The organism is Amycolatopsis anabasis, assembly GCF_009765355.1.
In the GTDB taxonomy this organism is placed as follows: domain Bacteria; phylum Actinomycetota; class Actinomycetes; order Mycobacteriales; family Pseudonocardiaceae; genus Amycolatopsis; species Amycolatopsis anabasis.
On the sequence record NZ_VTHK01000068.1, the window covers coordinates 15,862 to 37,462 of the forward strand.

17 protein-coding genes are annotated in these 21,601 nt (G+C 73.8%); 5 read left to right on the forward strand and 12 right to left on the reverse strand.

All coding sequences use genetic code 11. From position 1 onward, the window contains the following. Window positions 1-717, forward strand: coding sequence for a TetR/AcrR family transcriptional regulator (locus FXO23_RS44130; protein WP_158893790.1), 717 nt, complete (start codon window positions 1-3; stop codon window positions 715-717). Here FXO23_RS44130 and FXO23_RS44135 read toward each other — a convergent pair. Both FXO23_RS44135 and FXO23_RS44140 read right to left on the reverse strand, forming a co-directional pair. After that, a complete protein-coding gene (locus FXO23_RS44135) occupies window positions 714-1,997 on the reverse strand; it encodes an ATP-binding protein (protein WP_158893792.1) in 1,284 nt (427 codons plus the stop codon). The two genes, FXO23_RS44130 and FXO23_RS44135, sit on opposite strands and share 4 nt — an antisense overlap. Window positions 1,998-2,000: 3 nt before the next feature. Then, window positions 2,001-2,693, reverse strand: a complete 693-nt coding sequence (locus tag FXO23_RS44140; RefSeq protein WP_158893834.1) for a response regulator transcription factor — start codon at window positions 2,691-2,693, stop codon at window positions 2,001-2,003. 48 nt (window positions 2,694-2,741) lie between these two features. On the opposite strand from FXO23_RS44140, the gene hisN reads away from it, so the two are divergent. Further along, a complete protein-coding gene (gene hisN, locus FXO23_RS44145) occupies window positions 2,742-3,527 on the forward strand; it encodes a histidinol-phosphatase (protein ID WP_158893794.1) in 786 nt (261 codons plus the stop codon). A 12-nt stretch (window positions 3,528-3,539) separates the two neighbouring features. Here hisN and FXO23_RS44150 read toward each other — a convergent pair whose 3' ends face one another. The 7 genes from FXO23_RS44150 to FXO23_RS44180 form a co-directional block, all read right to left on the reverse strand. Then, complete coding sequence (locus FXO23_RS44150) at window positions 3,540-3,827, reverse strand: hypothetical protein (protein ID WP_158893796.1); 288 nt, start codon at window positions 3,825-3,827, stop codon at window positions 3,540-3,542. Continuing rightward, entirely contained in the window at window positions 3,824-5,752 is a 1,929-nt protein-coding gene (locus FXO23_RS44155; RefSeq protein WP_158893798.1) for a TNT domain-containing protein, read from the reverse strand. The genes FXO23_RS44150 and FXO23_RS44155 overlap by 4 nt, the downstream gene beginning before the upstream one ends. A 10-nt stretch (window positions 5,753-5,762) precedes the next feature. Continuing rightward, a complete protein-coding gene (locus FXO23_RS44160) occupies window positions 5,763-6,098 on the reverse strand; it encodes a WXG100 family type VII secretion target (RefSeq protein WP_246258437.1) in 336 nt (111 codons plus the stop codon). Then, on the reverse strand, window positions 6,080-6,523 hold the full coding sequence (locus FXO23_RS44165; protein WP_158893800.1) for a YbaB/EbfC family nucleoid-associated protein: 444 nt from the start codon (window positions 6,521-6,523) through the stop codon (window positions 6,080-6,082). Before FXO23_RS44165 ends, FXO23_RS44160 begins: the two co-directional genes overlap by 19 nt. A 299-nt stretch (window positions 6,524-6,822) precedes the next feature. Continuing rightward, complete coding sequence (locus FXO23_RS44170; RefSeq protein WP_158893802.1) at window positions 6,823-7,767, reverse strand: hydroxymethylglutaryl-CoA lyase; 945 nt, start codon at window positions 7,765-7,767, stop codon at window positions 6,823-6,825. A gap of 4 nt (window positions 7,768-7,771) precedes the next feature. After that, window positions 7,772-8,347: a PH domain-containing protein gene (locus tag FXO23_RS44175; RefSeq protein ID WP_158893804.1), complete on the reverse strand. Its 576-nt coding sequence runs from the start codon at window positions 8,345-8,347 to the stop codon at window positions 7,772-7,774. 103 nt (window positions 8,348-8,450) lie between these two features. Further along, window positions 8,451-9,272, reverse strand: a complete 822-nt coding sequence (locus FXO23_RS44180) for a biotin--[acetyl-CoA-carboxylase] ligase (RefSeq protein ID WP_158893806.1) — start codon at window positions 9,270-9,272, stop codon at window positions 8,451-8,453. Window positions 9,273-9,379: 107 nt separating this feature from the next. On the opposite strand from FXO23_RS44180, the gene FXO23_RS44185 reads away from it, so the two are divergent. Further along, complete coding sequence (locus tag FXO23_RS44185; RefSeq protein WP_158893837.1) at window positions 9,380-10,396, forward strand: C40 family peptidase; 1,017 nt, start codon at window positions 9,380-9,382, stop codon at window positions 10,394-10,396. 5 nt (window positions 10,397-10,401) lie between these two features. Further along, window positions 10,402-11,388, forward strand: a complete 987-nt coding sequence (locus FXO23_RS44190; RefSeq protein ID WP_158893808.1) for a BtrH N-terminal domain-containing protein — start codon at window positions 10,402-10,404, stop codon at window positions 11,386-11,388. Between the two features lie 51 nt (window positions 11,389-11,439). Here the strand turns inward: FXO23_RS44190 and FXO23_RS44195 are convergent, their stop codons facing one another. Continuing rightward, entirely contained in the window at window positions 11,440-12,216 is a 777-nt protein-coding gene (locus FXO23_RS44195; RefSeq protein WP_158893810.1) for a PE-PPE domain-containing protein, read from the reverse strand. A gap of 234 nt (window positions 12,217-12,450) precedes the next feature. Here FXO23_RS44195 and FXO23_RS44200 point away from each other — a divergent pair, with 234 nt between their 5' ends. Then, window positions 12,451-15,837 carry an AfsR/SARP family transcriptional regulator gene (locus FXO23_RS44200; protein ID WP_158893812.1) on the forward strand — a complete coding sequence of 1,129 codons (3,387 nt, stop codon included), beginning with the start codon at window positions 12,451-12,453 and terminating at the stop codon, window positions 15,835-15,837. 31 nt (window positions 15,838-15,868) lie between these two features. Here the strand turns inward: FXO23_RS44200 and FXO23_RS44205 are convergent, their stop codons facing one another. Together FXO23_RS44205 and FXO23_RS44210 are read right to left on the reverse strand one after the other, a co-directional pair. Then, a complete protein-coding gene (locus FXO23_RS44205) occupies window positions 15,869-19,234 on the reverse strand; it encodes a tetratricopeptide repeat protein (RefSeq protein WP_158893814.1) in 3,366 nt (1,121 codons plus the stop codon). A gap of 108 nt (window positions 19,235-19,342) precedes the next feature. Beyond that, window positions 19,343-21,595, reverse strand: a complete 2,253-nt coding sequence (locus FXO23_RS44210; protein ID WP_158893816.1) for a glycoside hydrolase family 43 protein — start codon at window positions 21,593-21,595, stop codon at window positions 19,343-19,345. Window positions 21,596-21,601 lie beyond the last annotated feature (6 nt).

Genomic DNA, 21,601 nt, shown 5'->3' on the forward strand with positions numbered 1-21,601 from the left:
ATGGCAGCCGACGAGCAGACGATCCCTTCGGTGTGGGCGCGCCCGCGCAAGCGGGAACAACCCGCGCTGAGCCGGGCGCAGATCGTGGCCGAGGCGGTCCGGCTGCTGGACGCCGACGGCCTCGAAGCCCTGAGCATGCGCAAACTCGGCACCCGGCTGGACGCCGGAGCCACCTCGCTCTACCGGCACGTGGCGAACCGCGACGAGCTGATCGAACTGGTCGTGGACGAGGTCTACGGCGAGATCCGGGTGCCGGAGGTCGCGGATCCGGACAACTGGCGGGAGCCGGTGACCGCCTGCGCCCGCAGCGTGCGGTCGATGATCCTGCGGCACCCCTGGATCGCGTCGGTGCTCGGCGAGGTGGGGCTGTCCCACCTCGGCCCGAACGTCATGCGGCTGAACGACCGCATGCTCGCCCTGCTCGAGGCGGCCGGTTTCCCCGCGGACGAGGCCGACCGGGCGATCAGCGCGATCGTCGCCTACGTCACCGGGATGGGCATCAGCGAAGCCGCCTGGCTGACCACGGTCGCCCGCAGCGGCCAGTCCGAACGGGAGTGGGCCGAACGCCTGCGCCCGGCCGCGGAACGAGCCGCCGAGCCCTATCCGCGGCTGCGGAACGGATTCAGCGCGCAGACCAGCCCGCGGCGGGCGCGCGAGGAGAAGTTCGACTACGGGCTCGAGCGGATCCTGGACGGACTGGAGACCCGGCGGGGTTAGCGCGGGACGCGTTCGGCGGGCCAGCGGACCTCGCCAACGTCACCGGGTCGCGGCACCCGGAGGAAGATGCTGAACACGGCCGGGCGCTTGCTGGACAGCTCCAGCCGCCCGCCGTCGGCCTCGGCGAGCGCTCGGGCGAGCGCCAGCCCGACCCCGGTCGACCCGCCGCCGGAGAAACCGCGTTCGAAGATGTGCGGCGCGAGCTCGTCCGGGATCCCGGAACCGGTGTCGCCGACCTCCACGACCACCGTTCCCTCCGCGTCGCCGCGCCGGGCCGCGAGGGTGACCGTGCCCGCACCGTGGCGCTGGGCGTTGTCCAGCAGGACGCCGATCACCTCGCGCAGGCGGCCGGGCGTGGCGCGCGCCATCAGCCCGTCGCCGACGCGCAGGCGCAGGTTGCGGCCCTCCGCGCGCAGCAGCTGCCGCCATTCCTCGGCGATCTCGGGCAACATCGTTTGCAGGTCGACCGGTTCGGTGCCGACCTCGCTCGCCGCGCGGGCCGCGGCGAGCAGTTCGTCCAGCGCCTCGGCCAGCCGATCGGCCTGCTCCTGCGCGGCGCGGGCGTCCTCCGCGACGTCCGGATCGGACACCACGGTCAGCGATTCCAGCCGCAGCTGCAGGGCGGTCAACCGGCTCCGCAGCTGGTGCGAGACGTCCCCGACGAGCTGCCGTTCCCGCTGCACGAGCTGCGCGAGCGCGGCCCCGGACGCGTCCAGCGCCTCGGCCACCATGTCCAGTTCGCCCACGCCGTACCGACTCGGATCGGCGCGGAAGTCGCCACCGCCGAGGCGCGAGGCGCGGTCGGCCACGTGCCGCAGCGGCCGGGCCAGGCGCCGCGCGGTGACCGTGGCGACGACCGTGCCGGTGCCGACGGACAGCACGACCAGCAGCACCACGGCCACGGTGAACTGGGTCTGCTGGGACCGCATCGGCCCGGCCGGGGTGGACAGTTCGACCGTCCCCTGGCGGGCGATCGGCACCACCTCGGTCAGCGTTTCCCCGTTCGGCGCGGCCCCCTCGGCCAGCGGCGGGGTGTCCGCCCGGCGCACGATGAGCTGCCCGCCCGGCGGGATGGCGACCCGCACCTCGTCCAGGCTGATCGGCTGGCCGTTGGCGATCTCGTTGTCCAGGGTCGCCGCGATCCGCCCCGCGCTGGTGCGCAGGTTCTCCCGGTGGATGTTGTCGACCAGGAGCCAGGTGGTGATGCCGAGCGGGATCCCCAGGGCGGCCCCGGTGACCGCGACGGCCAGCAGGATGGCCAGCAGGATCCGACGGCGCATGCGCTACTCGGCGTTGAAGCGGAAGCCGACGCCGCGCACGGTCGCGATCCGGCGTTCCCCGTCGCCGGAGTGCACGGATCCGGCCTTGCCCTCGCTCGCGATTGCGAGTTTGCGGCGCAGCCACGACATGTGCATGTCCAGGGTCTTCGAGGTCTTGGACTCCAGGTCGTTCCACACCTCGGACAGGATCTCGTCGCGGCTGACCACCTGCCCGGCCCGGCTCATCAGCACGCGCAGCAGCTCGAACTCCTTGTTCGCGAGCTGGATCTCGCGCCCGTCGACGGTCACCAGCCGCGCGCCGAGGTCCATCCGGACCCCGCCCGCGTCCAGCACCTCGGGCACCCGCCTGCGCAGCAGCGCGCGGATCCGGGCGAGCAGCTCGGCCAGCCGGAACGGTTTGGCCACGTAGTCGTCGGCGCCCGCGTCCAGCCCGACCACGAAGTCGACCTCGTCCGTGCGCGCGGTGAGCATCAGGACCGGGAGTTCGGTGCCGCTGGCGCGCAGCCTCCGGCACACCTCGAGGCCGTCCATCCCGGGCAGTCCGAGATCGAGAACGAGCAGGTCGACCCGCTGTTCGGCGGTGGCGTCCAGCACGGCCGGGCCGTTTTCCACCACCTTGACCTCGTAGCCTTCCCGCTGCAGCGCACGCGACAGCGGATCCGCGATCGCCGGATCGTCCTCGGCAAGTAGCACCATGCTCACCTGGCCAACTCTACGACCGCGGGGCGTGAAAACATCGTCACCGTGCCCAGCTACTCCGATGATCTGGACCTCGCCGGACGCCTCGCGGACGCCGCCGACGCGATTACCAGCGCGCGGTTCCGCGCCCTCGACCTGGACGTGCGGCGCAAGCCCGACCGCACCCCGGTCACCGACGCCGACACCGCGGTCGAGGACGCCATCCGCGCCGTGCTGGCCGCCGAGCGCCCGGGTGACGGGGTCGCCGGTGAGGAGCGCGGCGGTTCCGCTTCCGGCACCGGCCGCACCTGGGTGGTCGACCCGATCGACGGCACCAAGAACTTCCTGCGCGGGGTACCCGTCTGGGCGACCCTGATCGCGCTGGTCGACGGCGGCGCGCCGGTCGTCGGCGTGATCAGCGCGCCGCTGCTCGGCCGCCGCTGGCGGGCCGCGGCGGGCGCCGGGGCCTGGGTCGCCGACGCCAGCGGCGACCGGCGGATCTCGGTGTCCGGCGTGTCGTCGCTCGAGGACGCCTACCTGTCCACCACGGATCTCAACTCGTGGACGGAGTACCACTCGCGCGAGGCCTACCTGGCGCTGACCGAGGCGTGCTGGGAAACCCGGGCGTTCGGTGATTTCTGGCACTACTGCCTGGTCGCCGAGGGGGCCCTGGACCTCGCCGCGGAGGCCGTGGTGAACCCGTGGGACGTGGCGGCCGCGCAGATCCTGGTCACCGAGGCGGGCGGCCGGTTCACCGACCTGACCGGCGAGCCGCGCTTCGACGGCGGCAACGCGCTGGCCTCCAACGCCGCCCTGCACCCCGCCGCCCTCGCCCTCCTGCGGCGCCCCTGACCGAAAGCGGTGTCAGGGCACCGCCTGGGTGGGCAGGAGGCCGACCGCGCCGCGGGCGACCTGGGACCAGGCGAGCCGGCCGAACAGGTAGTGGCAGGCCACCTGCTCATTGGTGAAGCGGGCCCAGTCGTACCGGTTGCCCTGTTCCCGCCAGAACACCTCCCACGCGCCTTCGCCGTCAACTTCGGATTCCTCCGCGCGCAGCACGCACCAGGCGTTGTCCGCCTCCGCGCCGACCGAGACCACCTCGTGCGGCACGCCGATGGCCTCCAGCCAGCGCACGATCGATTCGACGTTCACGGCGCCGCTTCCTCCTCGAAGGTGATGTCGGCGAGATAGCCGAGGGTGACCAGTTCGTCGGCCGAATACGGCGCCCGGTACCGCACCCCGCCGCCGGGCTGGGCGAACCAGGGCGCGGAAACTCCTTGCCACATCGGGACTTCGCGCACCACCCGGTACCGCCGGTACTCGGCTTCGCGATGCGCGGGCGGGAGCGCGCGCTGGGCGAACGGCGTGCCGTCGGGCGCGAAGACGCGGCCGTGCACGCCGCCGAACCGGTCCAGGACGGTGCCCGGCGGCAGCAGCTCCGGATCGCCCGGTTCGTGGCAGCCCTCGGGATGGAGCTCACCGGGCGGCCAGGCGTACTCCGGGGTCGAACCGCGGTACCCGGCCAGGTACCGCAGGTTCCAGTCGCGTTCGTTCAGCTCGCCCAGGGGATCGTGGCCCGCGAGGATCCCGGCGGCGGGCGAACGCGGCGGCGTGGGCAGGCGGCGCCAGCCTTCGCGCACCTTCGCCAGCGCGTCGAGCGTGGTGATCTCGTCCGAACGCGGGTGATCGTGCGGCGGGAACCGCAGACCGGAGGCGTAGGCGACGTCGTCGGGCGGCACCGGGAGCTGGCGCGCGGGCCGGTCGGACGCCACCGGGAGGTGGCCGATCGGGAACATGTGCACCAGGAACAGCGCGATGACGCTTTCCCGTTCCTGCCGCGGCGCGCCCAGCGGGGGCGGGGCGACCGGGGCCGCCGCGCGCGGCGGCGGGGGCGGGGGCGCCGAGTCCGAACGCGCACCCGGGTGGAGCGGCGGGGCGAAGGGCTGCGGCTGCCGGGGCGCGGCGGCGCCGGGAACACCGCCCGCGACGGCGCCGAACTGCGGCGCGGCGGGCGGGGCGGGCGGGGCGCCGTAGGGCGGGGGGCCGTACCCGACCGGCGGGGGCGCGACCGGCGGCGGCAGCGGGCTCGCCGCCGGGGGCGGAGGCGGTACTGGCGCGGGTGGTGGCGGGGCGAGTGCGGCGTCGGTGAACCCGGCGGCGACGGTGTGTCCCGGCACCGGGTGCCCGCCGGGCGGGCCGAGCGGAATCCCGGCCGACGGCGTGGGCACCTCGTCGAAACCGCCGGGGGCCAGCAGCCCGCCGTACTGCGCGGGCGCCGCCGGGGCGGGGTCGATCCGGATCGGGCCGGTACCGGGCTCGGGCACGCCGGGGTGGCCGAACGGGTGGTCGGGAACCACCGAGCCCGGATGCGCGGCGACCGATCCGACCGGCTCGGGCAGGTCCACGTGCACCGGACCGGTCGTCACGGCGTCGTGCACGGCACCCGCTCCCGCGTCCACAGTGGACAGTACTTGCGCGGGAAGTCCGGTCACCGCGCCGAGGAGCCCGGCTTGCCCGTGCTCGGTGTGCGTGCCGGGCTGGGGATCGACGACGTCCCGCACGGCGGACACCGGCGGGCCCGCCGCCGGGCCGATCGCCCCGGCGAGGCCGTCGGTCACCGCGGTCACGTTGGCCGCCGTGCCCCGCAGCGCGGTGTCCAGGCCGAGCAGCGCGGCCGGATGCCCGGCCGACGCGGCCACGTGCGCCGCGTCCCGGTTCTTCGCCGCGTCGACGAGCTTGCGGACCAGTTCGACCTTGGCCTCGCCGATCTGGTCGGCGGCGTGCTCGAGGCGCCCGGCCGCCTGCCCGGCGCCGCGGGCCGCGGTGGTCAGGTGCCCTTCGTCCGGGTCGACGAAACCGGACCAGAGCCGCGCCGCCTCCTCCCCCGCGGGGCCGGACATCGCGCCGACCGCCTGGCCCGCGGTGGCGTCCGCGTCGGTGGCGAGCGCGGTGAGCCGCTGCTGGGCGTCCCGCCACGCCTTGGCCTGTTCGCGCAGGGCGTCCTCGTCGGCCTGCGGCCAGGCGGTCTGCGTCTCGGCGGCGATGTCGGCGAGTTCGCGGGGAAGCTCGATGCCCATGCGGTGTCCCCTAGCCTTCGGCGCCGGGAAGGGTGCCGGCGGCACCGGTGTCGGTGTCCCGGTAGGACGCCGCGGCCTCGGCGAACTTGCCGCCGACGCCGCCGATCCGGTCCGCGAGGCCGCCTAGTCTCCGCACCGCCTCGTCGGCGGGGCCGCCGTGGGCCGCGGCGAAACTCCGCCCGACCGCGTCGGCGCCCCAGGTGGCCTCGGCGCCGTCGAGCGCGCGGTCCAGGTCGGCGGCGATCGACGCGGCCCGTTCGGCGAGCCCGTCGAAATCCTTCGCCCGCCCGGCGAGCCGGTCGGCGTCCGCTTCGAACCCGGGGCCGGTCATCGGGCCTTCGGCCATTCCTGCTCGTCCACCCAGCTCTTCTCTTCGAAGCTCGCGTCGTCCTCGTCGCGCTCGGTGGCCGGGGCGAGTTCCGCGGCGTCCAGGTCGGCGGTGCCGAGCAGCAGGGCCTGCGGATCGGTGCCCCGCGGCAGCGCCGGGGCGAGCACCTCACCCGCGCCGGTGAGGGCCCGCACGGTCGCCGCGGCGGTCACCCGCACGATCTCGGCGGCCAGTTCCGCGGGCTGGTAGCGGCGGTAGGCCTCGTCGCGGATGGTCAGGGAGGTCAGCGTGCCGCGGGGTCCCACGGTCGCGGTGACCAGTTCGTCGTCGCTGCTCGCCGACGCGCTGATCGCGGCCAGTTCCCGCTGGACCGCGGCGAGGGAATCCCGGCTGCGCCGGTAGTCGGCCAGCAGTTCGTCCACCTGTGCGCGGTGCTCGGTCACGGCACCCTCCCTGCGTCGACGTCTCCAGCCACGGCGATCGGCAACTCCTCTGACGCACGGCCGGGTGCACCGGTTCCCGGCTCCGGGCAAACGTTGCCCTACCGACAGGATGCCCGCATCCGCATCAGCTTCGGATAAGCCCGCCCACCCCTGACCTCGCCGCCGCGATAGGAAGGGACCTTCGCTATCGCCGTACGGGAGCGAGGGACCTTTACTCCGGTTGAACCGTAGTAAAGCTCCCTTGCTGCCGCCGCCGAGCGCGCCGTGGCCCCGGGCGTCGAAGGGGGCTTCGGTGAACGTCAGCCCGCCAGTGCCTTGACCACCCGGGACGGGCTCGGCCGGCCGAGCCGCTCGGCCATCCACGCGCTCGTGGTCACCAGCGCGTCCAGGTCGACCCCGTGTTCGATGCCGAGGCCGTCCAGCATCCACACGAGATCCTCGGTCGCCAGGTTCCCGGTCGCCGATTCGGCATACGGGCAGCCCCCGAGCCCGCCCGCCGACGAGTCCACAGTGGACACGCCGAGGCGGAGCGCGGCGAGCGTGTTCGACAGGGCCTGGCCGTAGGTGTCGTGGAAGTGCACGGCCAGCCGGTCGACCGGCACCCCGGCCCCGGCGAACCCGGCCAGCAGCCGCTCCACCTGGCCGGGCGTGGCCACGCCGATCGTGTCGCCGAGCGAGAGCTGCGAGCAACCGAGCTCCAGCAGCCGGGTGCCCACCCGCACCACCTGCTCGGCGTCCACCGCGCCCTCCCACGGATCGCCGAAGCACATCGACAGGTAGCCGCGCACGTCGAGCCCGGCCTCGCGGGCCCGGGACACGACCGGCGCGAACATGGCGAACTGGGAGTCCACAGTGGAGTTCAGGTTGCGCTTGGCGAACGTCTCGGTGGCGCTGCCGAAGACGGCGATGTGCGCCACCCCGGCGGCGAGCGCCCGGTCCAGGCCCCGCTCGTTCGGCACCAGCACCGGATACCGCACGCCGTCCCGGCGGCGCAGCCCGGCGAGCAGTTCCTCCGCGTCGGCGAGCTGCGGCACCCACTTCGGGTGCACGAAACTCGTCGCCTCCAGGGTGGTCAGCCCCGCCCCGGCCAGCCGGTCCAGGAATTCCAGCTTCACCTCGACCGGGACGACGGTCTGCTCGTTCTGCAGCCCGTCGCGGGCGCCGACCTCCCAGATCGTGACCCTCGACGGCAACCCGGACTCCGACGGCACCCGTTCGGGCAGCCCGACCTCGCGCGCGCCCATCCCGTCAGCGCCGCCCTCGCCCGCGCGGCGGCGGGTCCTGCCGGTACTCCGGCTCCGGGCCGGGATCGGCGTCGCGGCCGTAGTCGTCGTACGGGTTGTCGTTGACCTCGCGGTAGATCAGCGTGTGCACCCGCTCGACGCGCGGGATGTCGTCGAAGCGCAGCGGCTCGTCCGACGCCGATTCGATGATCAGCGTGCCGCAGCCGAACACCCGGTCCAGCAGGCCGTGCTCGAACTGCACGCTGTTGATCCGGGTCAGCGGGATGTCGATGCCGGTGCGCTTGACCACGCCCTCACGAGCGATCAGCCGGTCCGTGGTCACGATGAAATGCGTGGTGCGCCAGCGCACGAACGGGGTCAGGAACAGCCACACGATCAGCAGCAGCGCCACCGCGCCGATCGCGATCAGCGAGACCATGTCCCACGGCGGGTCGACGTCCTTGGCCAGCAGCGCCAGCCAGATCCCGGCGGCCAGCGTGACGATCAGGACGAGGAACGGCCAGATGAGCATCTTGAAGTGCGGATGACTGTGCACTACGACGCGCTCGCCTTCGCTGAGCAGATCGTCTGGATAGGCCACCTCGAACGCTCCCCGTACTCGTGTCCTCGGGCTCACCGCCTGCTGCTGGGCTCACCGTACCGGCGATCCGGCCCGGTGAACCCGACGACACCGCAAATCACGGTCAGTCGTCGGCCACCTGCGGCCGCAGGTGCACCACGTCGCCCGCGAACACCGTGCGCCGCTGCCCGTCCGCGGTGGTGAGCAGCAGCTGACCAGCGGTGTCGACGTCCACGGCCGTGCCGTGCAGCGCGCTCCCGTTCGGCATGATGATCTTCACGTCCTGGCCGATCGTGGCGCAGCGCTCGCGGTACTCCGGGAGCAGCCCGGACCGGGCGAGGCTGCCGCCCGCGGTCCGCCAGCGGCGCTCCCGTTCGGCGAACGCGGTCAGCAGGATCGCGGCGAGTTCGGTGCGGTCGGTGCTGCTCGCGCCCTGCTCGGCCAGCGAGGTCGGCGGCAGCCCGCCCGGCCCCGGTTTCACCGGCTCGCGCGGCGGCCGCACGTTCAGCCCGATGCCGAGCACCACGGCGAGTTCCTCGGACGACACCGCCTCGGCCAGGATCCCGGCGCATTTCGCGCGGTCCGGTCCGGCCAGCACGTCGTTCGGCCACTTCAGCACCGCGGGCACGCCCAGCCGGTCGGTCAGGTCCAGCACGGCGAGCCCGGCGACGAGCGCCAGCGAGCCGAGTTCGGCGAAGGTCACCTCGCGCGGGCGCAGCAGCACGCTCAGGTAGATGCCCGCCCCTTTGGGCGAACTCCAGCTCCGCGCCCGGCGGCCGACCCCGGCCGTCTGCTCCTCGGCGATCAGCACGGTCCGGTCCTCGGCGTCCTCGGCGGCAGCCGCCCGCAGGTCGGCGTTGGTGGAGCCGGTGGTCGGCACCACGTCCACGACCGCGTACCGGTCCCCGAGTTCGGCCCGCAAGCGGCGGGCGTCGATCTCCTGCATGCGCCCAGCGTATTGAATCCGGCGTAATTCCACGCTTTCGAGTTCGTTGTCAGCATGTGGACGCCGAGCAGCCATCTTCTACGCTCACCCCGGTGACGACCTCGCCGATGAAGACCTGGGCCCGGGGCGCGATCGGGCGCGCGTTGATCGCGCTGATCCTGGTGGGCGCGCTGGTGACCTGCGGCTGGCTGCTGATCCGCGACCCCGCCCAGCCCGAGCAGGCGACGGCCGCCGCCGCGGCGGCGGCCGGGGGCACCGGCGGCGGGGCCGTGCCGTCGGGGCCGTCCGTGCTGGAGGCCAGCGCGCCGGTGCAGGCGCAGGCGCCGCGGCAGACCGGCGGCGAACTCGACGCCTGGGCCGCGGGCCTGTCCCCCGCCCTGGACATCCCGGCGCCCGCGCTCGTCGGCTACGCGACCGGCGAACTCACCCTGCGCAAGGAGCGCCCCGGCTGCCACCTGTCCTGGGTGACCCTGGCCGGGATCGGCAAGGCCGGCACCGACCACGGCCGGTCCCGCGGTGGCGCGGACGTCCTCGGCACCGGGAAACCGGGCCTGCGCACCATCGGCGACGCCGCGGTGGCCGCGGGCCGCTCGCTCTGCGCCTCCGGCGCCGACCTGGGCACCGGCAAGGGCTGGTGGAAGGCGATCGCCGGGTTCAAGGACGCGGATCTGTTCCGCCAGCAGGTACTCGGCAACGCGCAGCTGTACTCGACCCTCTCGGTGACCCCGGCGCTGGCCGAGGGCCGCGCGGCGCGCGCGGTCCGGTTCGCCCTCGACCAGCTCGGCCTGCCGTACGTCTGGGGCGGCAACGGCCCGGACAGCGGTTCGGCCGGTTTCGACTGCTCGGGGCTGACCAAGGCGGCCTACGAAAGCGCGGGCCTCCAGCTGCCGCGCACCGCGGACAGCCAGTTCCGGTCGACCCCGCCGGTTCCGCTCAATGAGGAGCCGAAGCTGGGCGATCTGGTCTTCTACGGCAGCCCGGCGACCCGGATCCACCACGTCGGCCTCTACCTCGGCAACGGCATGATGATCAACGCGCCGACCGAGGGGCAGGCGATCCAGATCCACACGTACCACACCAGGGGCGACGACTACACGGGCGCGGGCCGCCCGGAAGCCCGCTGAGCGCCGTGCTCGTCGAGGGTGTTTCCGCGCACGGCACCGAACACTGCGAGACCAGCGCGCTGGGAGTGCTCCTGCGGCACGAGGGGCTGGACCTGTCCGAGCCGATGCTGTTCGGCCTCGGCTCGGGGCTCGCCTTCCTCTACTGGGACGCCAAAAGCATGGACTTCCCGTTCCTGGGCGGCCGGGTCAAACCCTTCGAACTGACCAGGAACCTCGCCGACCGGCTGGGGCTGCGCCTGGACGTCCGGGAAACCACCTCCCCGCGGCGGGCGTGGCAGACCGTGGTGGAGCCGATCGGCGCGGGGCGTCCGGTGGGGCTGCAACTCGACAGCTACCACCTGGAGTACTTCACCTCGAAGATCCATTTCGGCGGCCACATCGTGGCCCTGTACGGCTACGACGACGAACGCGCCCACCTGGTGGACACCCGGCAGCAAGGCGGGGCGGTGACCACGAGCCTGGCCAGCCTGGCCGCGGCGAGGTCCGAACGCGGCCCGATGACCGCGAAGAACCGGTCCTTCACGATCCGCGTGCCCGATGCGCTGCCCCCACTGCGGGACCTGGTGGTCCCCGCGATCCGGGCTTGCGCGGAGAACTTCCTCGACCCGCCGATCGCGAACCTGGGCCACCGCGGGATCGACAAGGCGAGCAAGCTGGTCCGGACCTGGCTCGACCGCGCCGAAGACCCGCGGCGGGACCTTCCGCTCGCCGCCACCCTGATGGAGCGGGCCGGGACCGGCGGCGCCCTGTTCCGCAACCTCTACCGCGATTTCCTCGGCGAGTGCACGCGATTGATCGACGATCGGGGACTCCACTCCGGGCAACAACGGTACGCCGAAGCCGCCGCGTTGTGGTCCGAAGTCGCCGGGCTGATCACGGCGGCCGGGGAGACCGGCGACGCGCACCACCTCGAGCGGGCGAGCGCCGTGCTCGCCGACCTGGCGCGGCTGGAACGGGACGCCATGCGCACCCTGGCCGCGCTCCGGCCGTGAACCCCACCGCGGCCGAGCCCGGCCGGAACGGTGACCGGGCTCGGCCGGGGCTCAGTTCGCCGGGTGGGGCGGGCGGCAGTTCTGCCGCGGCAACCGCTCCGAGGCGTTGGTGTACACGCCGTCGGCGAGGGTGTCCTCCATAATGGACCGTCCGTCGGCCGGCCTGGCCCACTGGTAGCACTGGTGCTGGGCGAAGTACCCGCCCGCGGCTTCCGGGGTGTCGAAGTGGCAGACCCCGTCGGTCTCGATGCAGTACCGGATGAACGGGATGCCGCCGAAGTCCTCGCGGCCCGGCCCGAACGAGACGTACCCGCCGAACGGCGACGGCGCGCCGGTGCCGGGCGGCAGCACCGCGCTGATGCCGCGTCCCGGCGGCCCGACCGGCTGCATCGGGTCGGCGTAGATCTTCGCGGTGAACCGGGACTTGTCCACCCCGAGGTTCCCGTCGGCGATGTCGTTCAGCACCCGGTTCGCGACGAGCGCGCCCTGCGAGTAGCCGACCACGGTGAACTCGGCGCCCTGGTTCTCGTTGAAGGAATCCTGGACCACGCGCTTGGCCTCTTCGTGGCCGATCGCCACGCTCTGGTCCATCGGCGTCTGGTCGCAGCCGGGCAGTCCCGCGGCCCCGGCCGGGTACCGCACGACCTTCCGGATGCCGCCGCCCAGCCAGGCGTCGTTGTACACGGTCGCGCCGCCGTCGCAGGTGCCACCGATGAGGATGTAGTAGTGGGCCTCCTGGGCTTGTGCCGCCGGCGTCGTCGCGCCGAACAGTCCGGCGACGAGCGCCGCGACGGCCGCGCCGATCAAGGCCCCCCTTGACTTCTTCACGCTATCGTCCTTTCCGCGCTGAGCACGCTCTTCGGGTACGGGGGCCGGACGCTAGTGACGGGCGCTGAAATCCCGATGAAAGGCGCGGTCGGGGCGCCTTTCGCCCGGATCGCCGCGCTCGCGTTGCGCCGCACGGACTACGCTGTTGAGCCGAACGGTCCCGCTTGCGCGGTTCCGCTTGAATCATCTGTCCGCGATCGCTATCCCAAGGTGACAGCGGTTAAGGGGGGCGTGGTGGCGGTCGAATTTCGTCTGCTGGGCGGGGTCGAGGCGAAAGTGGACGGCCGCCCAGTCGATCTCGGCCACGCCCGGCGCCAATGCGTCCTGGTGGCGCTGCTGGTCGAGGCCAACCACGCGGTCTCGGTCGAGCAGCTGATCGACCGGGTCTGGGCGGAGGATCCGCCGAACCGGGCCCGCAACGCGCTCCACGGTTACCTGGGCAAGCTGCGGGGCGCCCTGGCCGGCGCGCCGGGGGTGGCGATCAACCGGAGCCCGGGCGGTTACGTGCTGACCGCGGACGAGCAGTCGGTGGACCTGCACCGCTTCCGGCACCTGCTGGCCCAGGCCCGGGCCGCCGAGGACGACCGCGCCCTGGCGCTCTACCAGCAGGCGCTGGACCTGTGGCAGGGCGAGGCGTTCGCCGGGCTGGACAGCACCTGGGTGGCCACCGTGCGCTCGGCCCTGGACCAGGAGCGGCTGGCCGCCGAACTCGACCACACCGACGTCCGGCTGCGCCTCGGCCAGCACGCCGAACTGCTGCCCGCGCTGTCCGCCCAGGCCGAGCGGCGGCCGCTGGACGAGCGGCTGGCCGGTCAGCTGCTGCTCGCGTTGTACCGCGCCGGCCGCCAGGCCGAGGCGCTGGCGCACTACGAGCGCACCCGCCTCCGCCTGGCCGAGGAACTGGGCGCCGACCCCAGCCCGCCGCTGCGGGAACTGCACCAGCGGATCCTGCGCTCGGACCAGACCCTGGCGCACGCCCCGGCCACCGAGCCGCCGCCGCGCAACGATCTGCCCGGCGATGTCGCCGATTTCACCGGCCGCGAAAGCGAAATCCGCCGGTTGTTCGCCGCGGTGGCGGACGCGGACCGGACCGGCGTGACGGTGGCGATCTCGGCGATCGACGGGATGGCCGGGGTCGGCAAGACCGCCCTGGCGCTGCGGGTCGCCCACCACCTGGCCGACCGCTATCCCGACGGGCAGCTGTTCCTGGACCTGCACGGGCACGCCGAGGGCCGGCAGCCGGTGGCGCCCGCGACCGCGCTGGCCGGTCTGCTGCGCGCGGTCGGCGTGCCCATCGAGGAGATCCCCGATTCGGTGGCGGAACGCGCCTCGCGGTGGCGGGCCGAACTGGCCAAGCGCAAGGTCCTGGTGGTGCTGGACAACGCGGCGGACGCGGCCCAGGTCCGGCCGCTGCTGCCCGGCGCGGCCGGTTCGCTGACCCTGATCACCAGTCGCCGCCGCCTCCCCGAACTGGACACCACGTGCTCGCTGTCCCTGGAGCTGCTGCCCCCGGACGACGCGGTCGAGTTGTTCACCCGCGTCGCCGGCCCGCGGCGGGCCGCGGCCGAACCCGGCGCGGTCGCCGAGGTCGCCCGGCTGTGCGGGTACCTGCCGCTGGCGCTGCGGATCGCCGCCGCCCGGTTGCGCACCCGGCCCGCCTGGTCGGTGGCCCATCTGGCGGACCGGCTGGGGGACGAGCAGCGGCGGCTGGCCGAACTGTCGGCCGGGGACCGCAGCGTCGCCGCCGCGTTCGCCCTGTCCTACCAGCACCTCGCCCCGGAGCGGCAACGCCTGTTCCGCCTGCTGGGGCTGGTTCCCGGACCGCACTGGGACGCCTACCTGGCCGCCGCCCTGACCGGCGCCCCGGTCGCCGACGCCGAGGACGGCCTGGAGCAGCTCCTGGACGTCCACCTGCTCACCCAGCCCGCCGCCGGGCGCTACCAGCTGCACGATCTGCTCGCCGAGCACGCCCACGCCGTCGCCCTCCAGGAGGAACCGGCGGAAAGCCGGAACGCCGCCGTCGACCGGATGCTGCGCTACTACCGCACCGCCGGGGCCCGCGCGGTGGAGACGGGCTTCCCGGTGCCCGGCCTCACCGACCGCTTCGAGAGCGCCACCGCCACCACCGATCTGCCGGAGTTCACCGGCGACCGGAGCCTCACCTGGCTGAGGACCGAACGCCCCAACCTGGCCGCCGCCCACCGGCTGGTGCCGGACACCTCCGGCACGTTGCCGCTGCGGCTGGACCTGCTGGCGTTGCTGTCGTTCGCGCAGTGCTTCGGCGGGCAGGGGGTGGAGGGCATCGACACCACCCGGCAGCTGCTGGCGCTGATCCCGCCCGGCGACGACCTCCGCCGGATGACCGCGATCAAGCTGTGCGCCACGGTCGAACGGCTCCTCGGCTCGCCGGGCACGGCCAAGTCGTTGCTGCTCGGCGAACTCTCCCGGTTGCCGCAGCAGCGCGCGGCCGAGGCGGCCCCGCTGTACCTGCGGCTGGTGGTGGAACACCTCAGCACGGGCGAGGTGGCGGAGGCGGACCCGCTGCTGGACGTGCTGGACGCCATGGAACTGGGCACCACCGTGCGGTTCATCGTGGCCGTGTTCCGGGCGATGGCCGCCTACCTCTCCGGGGACATCCCCGCGACACTGTCCCGATTGGACAGTGCCGACCGGCTGATCCGGGAGCCGAACCCGGCGACGACCACCATCTGGCTCGAGCCCGCGGCCTTCCTGTGCTGGGTGGAGGTGAAGGCGGGCCGCTGGGACAGCGGGCTGGCCAGGATGGACCGCACGATCGAGATCGCCCGGGCGAGCGGTCAGAACTACGTGCTGGAGAAGCACGTGGTGGCCTCCCTCAGCGCCGCGAAAGCGTTCGTGGTGGCCCGGATGGGCCGGTTGGCCGAGGCGACCGCGCTGGCCGCGGAGGCGGTCGCCATCGCGCGGCGGATCGATCTGCCGGAAACCATGATGTCGACGCTGTCCGCGCAGACGCTGGTGCTGAGCTGGACCGGGGACCACGACCGCGCGCTGCGCGCCGGGGCCGAAGCGGCGAGCCTCGCCCGGTCGCGCCAGGACTGGACGTCGATCATCGCCCGCTGCGCGCCCGGGCTGGCGAAGATCTACGCCGGGGACCTCGACGCCGGGCGGGCGAGCGCGCAGGCCGCGTGCGACGAGTACGAGTTCGTGGTCCGGGACGAGACCGAGATACTCGTCGTGCTGGAAGCGCTGGCGCACGCCGAGGCGTCCCGGGGCCGGGCCGGGACCGCCGCGGAATGGGCCGACCGGGCCGAACGCGTCCGGCACCCCGCGCACGCGACGAACGCCGCGATGGCCGACCTGATCCGGGCCCATTCGCTGACCGCCGACGACCCGGCCCGCTCGGCCGAGCTCGCGCTGCGCGCCGCCGGGGCGTTCCGGTCCGCCGGGCTGCGGTTGGAGGAAGGCCGGGCCCAGCTGCGCGCCGGGCTGAGCCTGGCGGGCGCGGGACGTGCCGAGCGCGCGCTGACCGAACTCGCGGCCAGTGCCGCGCTGTTCGACGCCTGCGGGGCACGCGATCTGCACATCCAGGCCCTCCGCGCCCGCGACGAACTCAACCGGCGGGCGCACTCGTCGAAGGCGTGAGGCTTCCGCGCCTCCCGGCCGGTCTGTCCACTCACGACAGTCGAAGGCGTTCCCGGACCTCGTCGGCCGCGGGCGCGCCGATGGCCGTGTAGACGGTCAGGGCCAGCCGCCAATGACGGCGAGCCCGGGGCCGGTGGCCGAGACCGTGGTGCGCGTCGCCGAGGCCGTGGTGGGCGCGGGCCTGCTGGCCGCGGTCGCCGGTTTCGCGGGCGACCGCCAGCGCCCGCCGGTGCCACGCGCGGGCTTCTTCGTACCGGCCGAGCCGGTGGCGGACCGAACCGAGTCCGTCCAGCGCCCGGCCTTCCCCGGCGCGGTAGCCGATCTCCCGGGCCAGTTCCAGGGCCGCCTCGTGCCGCTCGACGGCGTCCGCGAAGTCACCCTGCGCCTCGTGCACCGAACCGAGGCCGGACAGCGCGTCGCTTTCCCTTGCGCGGTAACCGATCTCGCGGGCGATCGCCAGGGCACGCGAATGGTGCTCGCGGGCGTCGGGCAGGCGGCCCAGCCGCATGCTGTCGGTGCCGAGGCCACCCAGTGCGCAACATTCGTCGGCCCGGTTGCCGATGTCGCGGGCGATGGCCAGCGCCCGCTGGTGGTGCTCGAGCGCTTCGGCGTACCGGCCGAGCCGTTCCAGTACGAAACCGACGTTGGAAAGCACATGCCCTTCCCCCGTGCGGTGCCCGATGTCCACGGCGATCGCCAACGCCCGCCGGTGCAGCTCCAGTGCCTCGGCGTACCGGCCCAGCGACTCGTGGATCTCGCCGATGCGGCACAGCACGAAACCTTCGTTCGCGCGGTGGCCGATCTCGCGGGCGATCGCCAGCGCCCGCCGGTGATGCTCGAGCGCCTCCCGGTACTGACCCAGATGCCTGCGGGTGACGCCGAGTTCGCACAAGGTGAAGCATTCGCCCGGCCGGTGGCCGATCTCGCGGGCGATGGCCAGCGCCTGCCGGTGATGTTCGACGGAGTCGGCGTGGTTCCCGAGCCTCTCGTACACGATGCCGAGATTGGACAGCGCGTCTCCCGCGCTGCCGCGATCCTCCATGTCGCGGGCGATCGTGAGCGCCCGCCGGTTGACGTCGATGGCGTCGGCGTAACGCCCGAACTCCGCGTAGACCACGCCGAGATCGCGGAGCACGTCTCCTTCGAGGCCGTGGTCGCCGATCTCCCGGAAGATCGCCAGCGCCCGCTCGTAGTGGAGGCGGGCCTGCTCGTACTGGTCCAGCCGGTAGCAGTCGTAGCCGAGGCGGTGCAGCGCCTGGCCTTCACCGATCCGGTCGCCGAGCCCGCGAGCGGCGGCCAGGGCGTGCGTGTCCAGGGTGACGGCGTCGGCGACGCGGTACCGCAGGTGGAGGTAGTGACCGAGGATGGACGACTGCCGCCAGGCGTGGGCGTGCCGGTCGTGATCGGCGACGCGTGCGGCGGCGGCCAGGAGGTTGGGGCGTTCGGCGTCCAGCCACGCGAGGGCCTGGTCGTATGCGGTCAGCGGCGCCGGGTCGGGCAGTTCGGGCCACCGGTTTTCCTCGTGCGGGCTGAGGGTGTTCACGGCCGCCGCGGCGGTGTGCAGGTAGTAGTCGAGCAGGCGGCCGAGCGCGGTGCGGCACGCGCTTTCGGATTCGTCCTGCTGGGCCTTGTCCCCGGCGTAGTGGCGCAGGAGGTCGTGGAAGCGGTACCGCCCCGGCTCCGGTTGCTGCAGCATGTGCACGTCCACCAGCGCTTCGAGCAGCGATTCGGCGTCCTCGCGGGCACAGCCGGTGAGCGCGGCGGCGGCGTGGGCGTCGAAGTTCGGGCCGGGGACCAGGCCGAGCAGCCGGAACAGGCGCTGCTGCGCACCGGTCAGGTTCCGGTAGGACAGGTCGAACGCGGCGGGCACGCTGCGGTCTCCGGCGGCCAGTTCGGTCAGCCGCCCGCAGCCCTGGCGCAGCCGGTCGGTCAGGTACCGCAGCGTCCAGGCGGGGCGGGTGCGCAGCCGGGCGGCGGCGATCCGGATGGCCAGCGGCAGCCGCCCGCACAGGTCCACCACCTCGTCCAGGGCCTCGGGCTCCGCGGTGATCCGGCCGTCGTCCACGATCGTGGCGAACAGGTCAGCGGCATCGGCGTGCGGCAACCCGTCCAGCGACAGCGTGTGGGCGCCCTCCAGATCGACCATCCGGCGGCGGCTGGTGACCAGGGCCACGCACCGGGCCGTGCCCGGCAGCAGCGGCCGCACCTGGTTGGCGCATGCGGCGTTGTCCAGCACCACCAGGGCCCGGCGGCCCGCGAGTTCGGCTCGCCAGAGCGCCGTGCGCGTGGCGGGTTCGTTGGGGATCCGCTCGCCCGGAACGCCCAGCGCGCGCAGCAGAGTGTCCAGGGCGTCCATGGGATCGACGGGCTGATCGTCCTCGGTGTGGCCCTGCAGATCGAGGTACAACCGCGCGTCGGGGTAGGCCTCGGCCAGCCGGTGAGCCGCGTGCACCGCCAGCGCGGTCTTGCCGACCCCCGCGGGGCCGTCGATCGCCTGGATCACCGTCGCGGTGGCCGACCGCGCCCCGGAGACCGCAGTGAGCAGCCGGTCCAGTTCGGCCTCCCGCCCGGTGAAATCGGTGACGTCGTGGGGCAGCGTGTCGCGCCTCGGCGCCGGTTCGGGCCGCGGTTCGGCGTCCCCGCGCAGGATCCGTTCGTGCAGCTGCCGCAGTTCTTCCCCGGGATCGACGCCCAGTTCCTCGGCGAGCCGGCGGCGCGCGTCGCGGAAGACCTCGAGCGCGGCGGCCTGCCGCCCGCTCTGCCAGAGCGCCCGCATGAGCAACGCCCGGAACCGTTCCTGCAACGGATATCCGTCCACCAGCCGGGTGAGCTCGGCGACGCTTTCGGTGGCCCGGCCGCGGTCCAGGTCAGCGGTGAACCGGAGTTCGAGCGCGGTCAACCGGCGTTCGTGCAGCCGCCGCCGCTCGGCCTCCAGCAGCGGACCCGCCAGCCCGCCGAACGGCTCCCCGTGCCACAGGGCCAGTGCCGCCTCGGCCTCCCCGGCCGCGGCGGCCAGGTCGCCTGCGCGGTGGTGCTTCGCGGCCGCGTCGACGTGCCGTTCGAACTCGGCGACGTCGAGTTTCGCGGGGTCGCCGCGCAGCAGGTAACCGGCCTTCGTCGAGACCAGCGCCGGCTCGCGTTCCCCGGGCTCGCCGCCGTCGCGCAGCACGCGGCGGAGCCGGCTGATGTAGGTCTGCACCGCGTTGCGGGCGTCCCGCGGCACGTGGTCGCCCCAGACCGCGTCGACGATCCGGCGCGCCGGAACCGGCCGGTTCAGCTCGAGCAGCAGCACGGCCAGCACCGCCTGCTGTTTCGCCCACCCCAGTTCGATCTTCTGGTCGGCGTGCCAGGCCGTCACCGGCCCCAGCACCGAATACCGGATATCCCCTGGCCCCATGCCCTTCCCCGTCACCCCGGCCCGCCAGGATAGAAGACCGGGGAGTTCCCAACTAGCGCCGAACGAGTGGGGTCGGCCTTCCCGAGGCGGACGCGGTGCGCGCGTTCCTCACGGACGATGGATCCGGAAGTAGTCGAACGCCGCCGTGACCGGCGGGACGTTGCCGCCGTGCGCCACCAGGCCGACGCGCGGCGCGGGGCCGGGCGGGAACGTCCACGTGCCGCCCCAGGTCCAGTGCTCGCCGTCGCGGCTGGCCGCGCCGCGGAACCGGTGCTCCCCGCTCGCCGGATCGACGGTGTGCGCGAGCCGCAGCCAGGTCGTCACGGCCGGGGCGGTCAACGCCATCCCGCCGAACGCGAGCCGCCCGGCGAACGGCAGTTCCCGCCCGTACTCCAGTTGCCGGGTGTTCCACAGCGCGACCTGGCTCAACCGCGCGAAATCGTCGTCCCCGGCGTAGGCGATCAGCCCCGCCTGTTCGAAGTTGCGCGCGGTGTTCTCCCCGAGATCCAGTTCCAGCCTGGTTTCCACGACGTACTCGCCGCGCGGCGGATCGCGCAGCAGCACGCTCGCGTCGTTCCCGGCGCCCACCAGATCTGCGGCCTGCGTCGGCCAGCGCAGCGCACCCGATTCCACCTTCGCCGCCGGATCCGGCCGGATCCACGTCCAGCCGCCGGTGTTCCCGCCGTCGAACTCGTCCGAGGCCGCCGGGTCCAGCCGCCCGACCCGCGGTGGCGGCTCCGCCGTCCGCACCGGGCGCGCCGCATGCGCCGCCGACACGTTGTCCACTTCGGACACTCCGCGCGCGGTGACCGCGAACTCGCCCGCGCGGCGCGGCACCACCCGCGTCTGCTCGGCGATCGGGTCACCGAGCCGGGCGTCGGTCACCGCCGCGTCCAGCACCGAATCGCGCAGGTGCACGCTGATCGAATGCCAAGTGTCGTAACGGAAATCCGCGGGCAATGGGGTCCGGCGAACCACCCCGCCCGCCCCGGTGACCAGTGCCGCGGCCCGCCGGTCGACGGTGACCGCCACCCCGCCCGCCACCACCCCGGCGGCCGAATCCGCGCCCGGCACGCGCACATCCAGTTCGACGTGCACGTCGGCCGGAACCGGCCGAGTGGACACCAGCCGATCGGTTCCGGCCGGGAAATGCCGGACCAGGCCACCGGAATCCGGATCGGCCCGCGCGACCACCCGCCAGCCCGGCGCCGGGGCGCGCCACCCGGGACCGAGTGCGTCCCGTTCGAACCGGTCGTCGACGCTCCCACCGGCGACCGGCGCCCGCTGCCCTCCGGTCGACGCGCCCGCCCCCGCCCGGACCACCGGCCACTCGTCGATCCAGTCCAGCCGGTCGAGCAGCATCGGCCGCTCCACCTCGCCGTACGGTTCGTCCAGATACGGGTCGGCGCGGTCGATCGCGTGGTAGGCCAGCCAGTCCTGCCCGGCGGCATCGGTGACCACGGAGTTGTGCCCGGTGCCGATCCACCGGTTGCCGTTCGGCTGGATCACCGGGGTGCCGCCCACCCGCGAATCCAGCAACGACAAGCCGTCGCGGTCGACGAACGGCCCGGTGGGTGTCCGGGATCGCGCGGCGAACACGCTGTACCCGGTGGCGGGCCCCGCGCAGCAGTTCGCGGCCGAGCCGAACAGGTAGTACCAGCCGCCCCGGCGGACGACGTAGCCGCCCTCGTACCGGTCGGCGATCGCGATCCGGGTCGGCGGCCCGGTCCGGCGCAACCCGTCCGCGGACAGCGGCACCACGAACAGGCCGCCGTAGTAGGAGCCGTAGTACAGCCACCGCCCGCCTTCGGTGTCGATGATCATCGCCGGATCGAACGTCCACCGGAACCCGCCGTGCTCACCGGGCGCCGGGGGCACGATCGGCGCGCCGAGTTCGGTCCACGGCCCGGTCGGCGCGGGCGCGGTCGCGACGCCGATCGCGGAATCGCCGCCCGCGTTCAGGATCGTGTCGGTGACGGTGAAATACACCAGGTACCGGCCGTCGGCATAACGGACGTCCGGCGCCCAGAAGCCCGCGTCCGCGGCCACCCAGGCGGGCCGGTTCGCGGCGGTGAACACGTCGGCCACGTGCTCCCAGCGCACCAGATCGGGCGAGCGCAGGATCGGGATCAGGTGTTTCGCGTGCTCGCCCTCCCACAGCGGATCGCCGGTGCCGAACGCGTACCAGAAACCGTCCTTGCCGCGGATGACCGCCGGATCGGCGAACGTGTCGGCCGCCGCGGCGGCCACCGGATTGGCGTAGCGGCGCGAAGTTTCCGGCTCGGCGAACGCCACCCCGACCGGAACGACGAGCACGGCGACGAACGCCAGCGCGAGCGCCGCGCGCAGCGAACCACCCATCGCGCG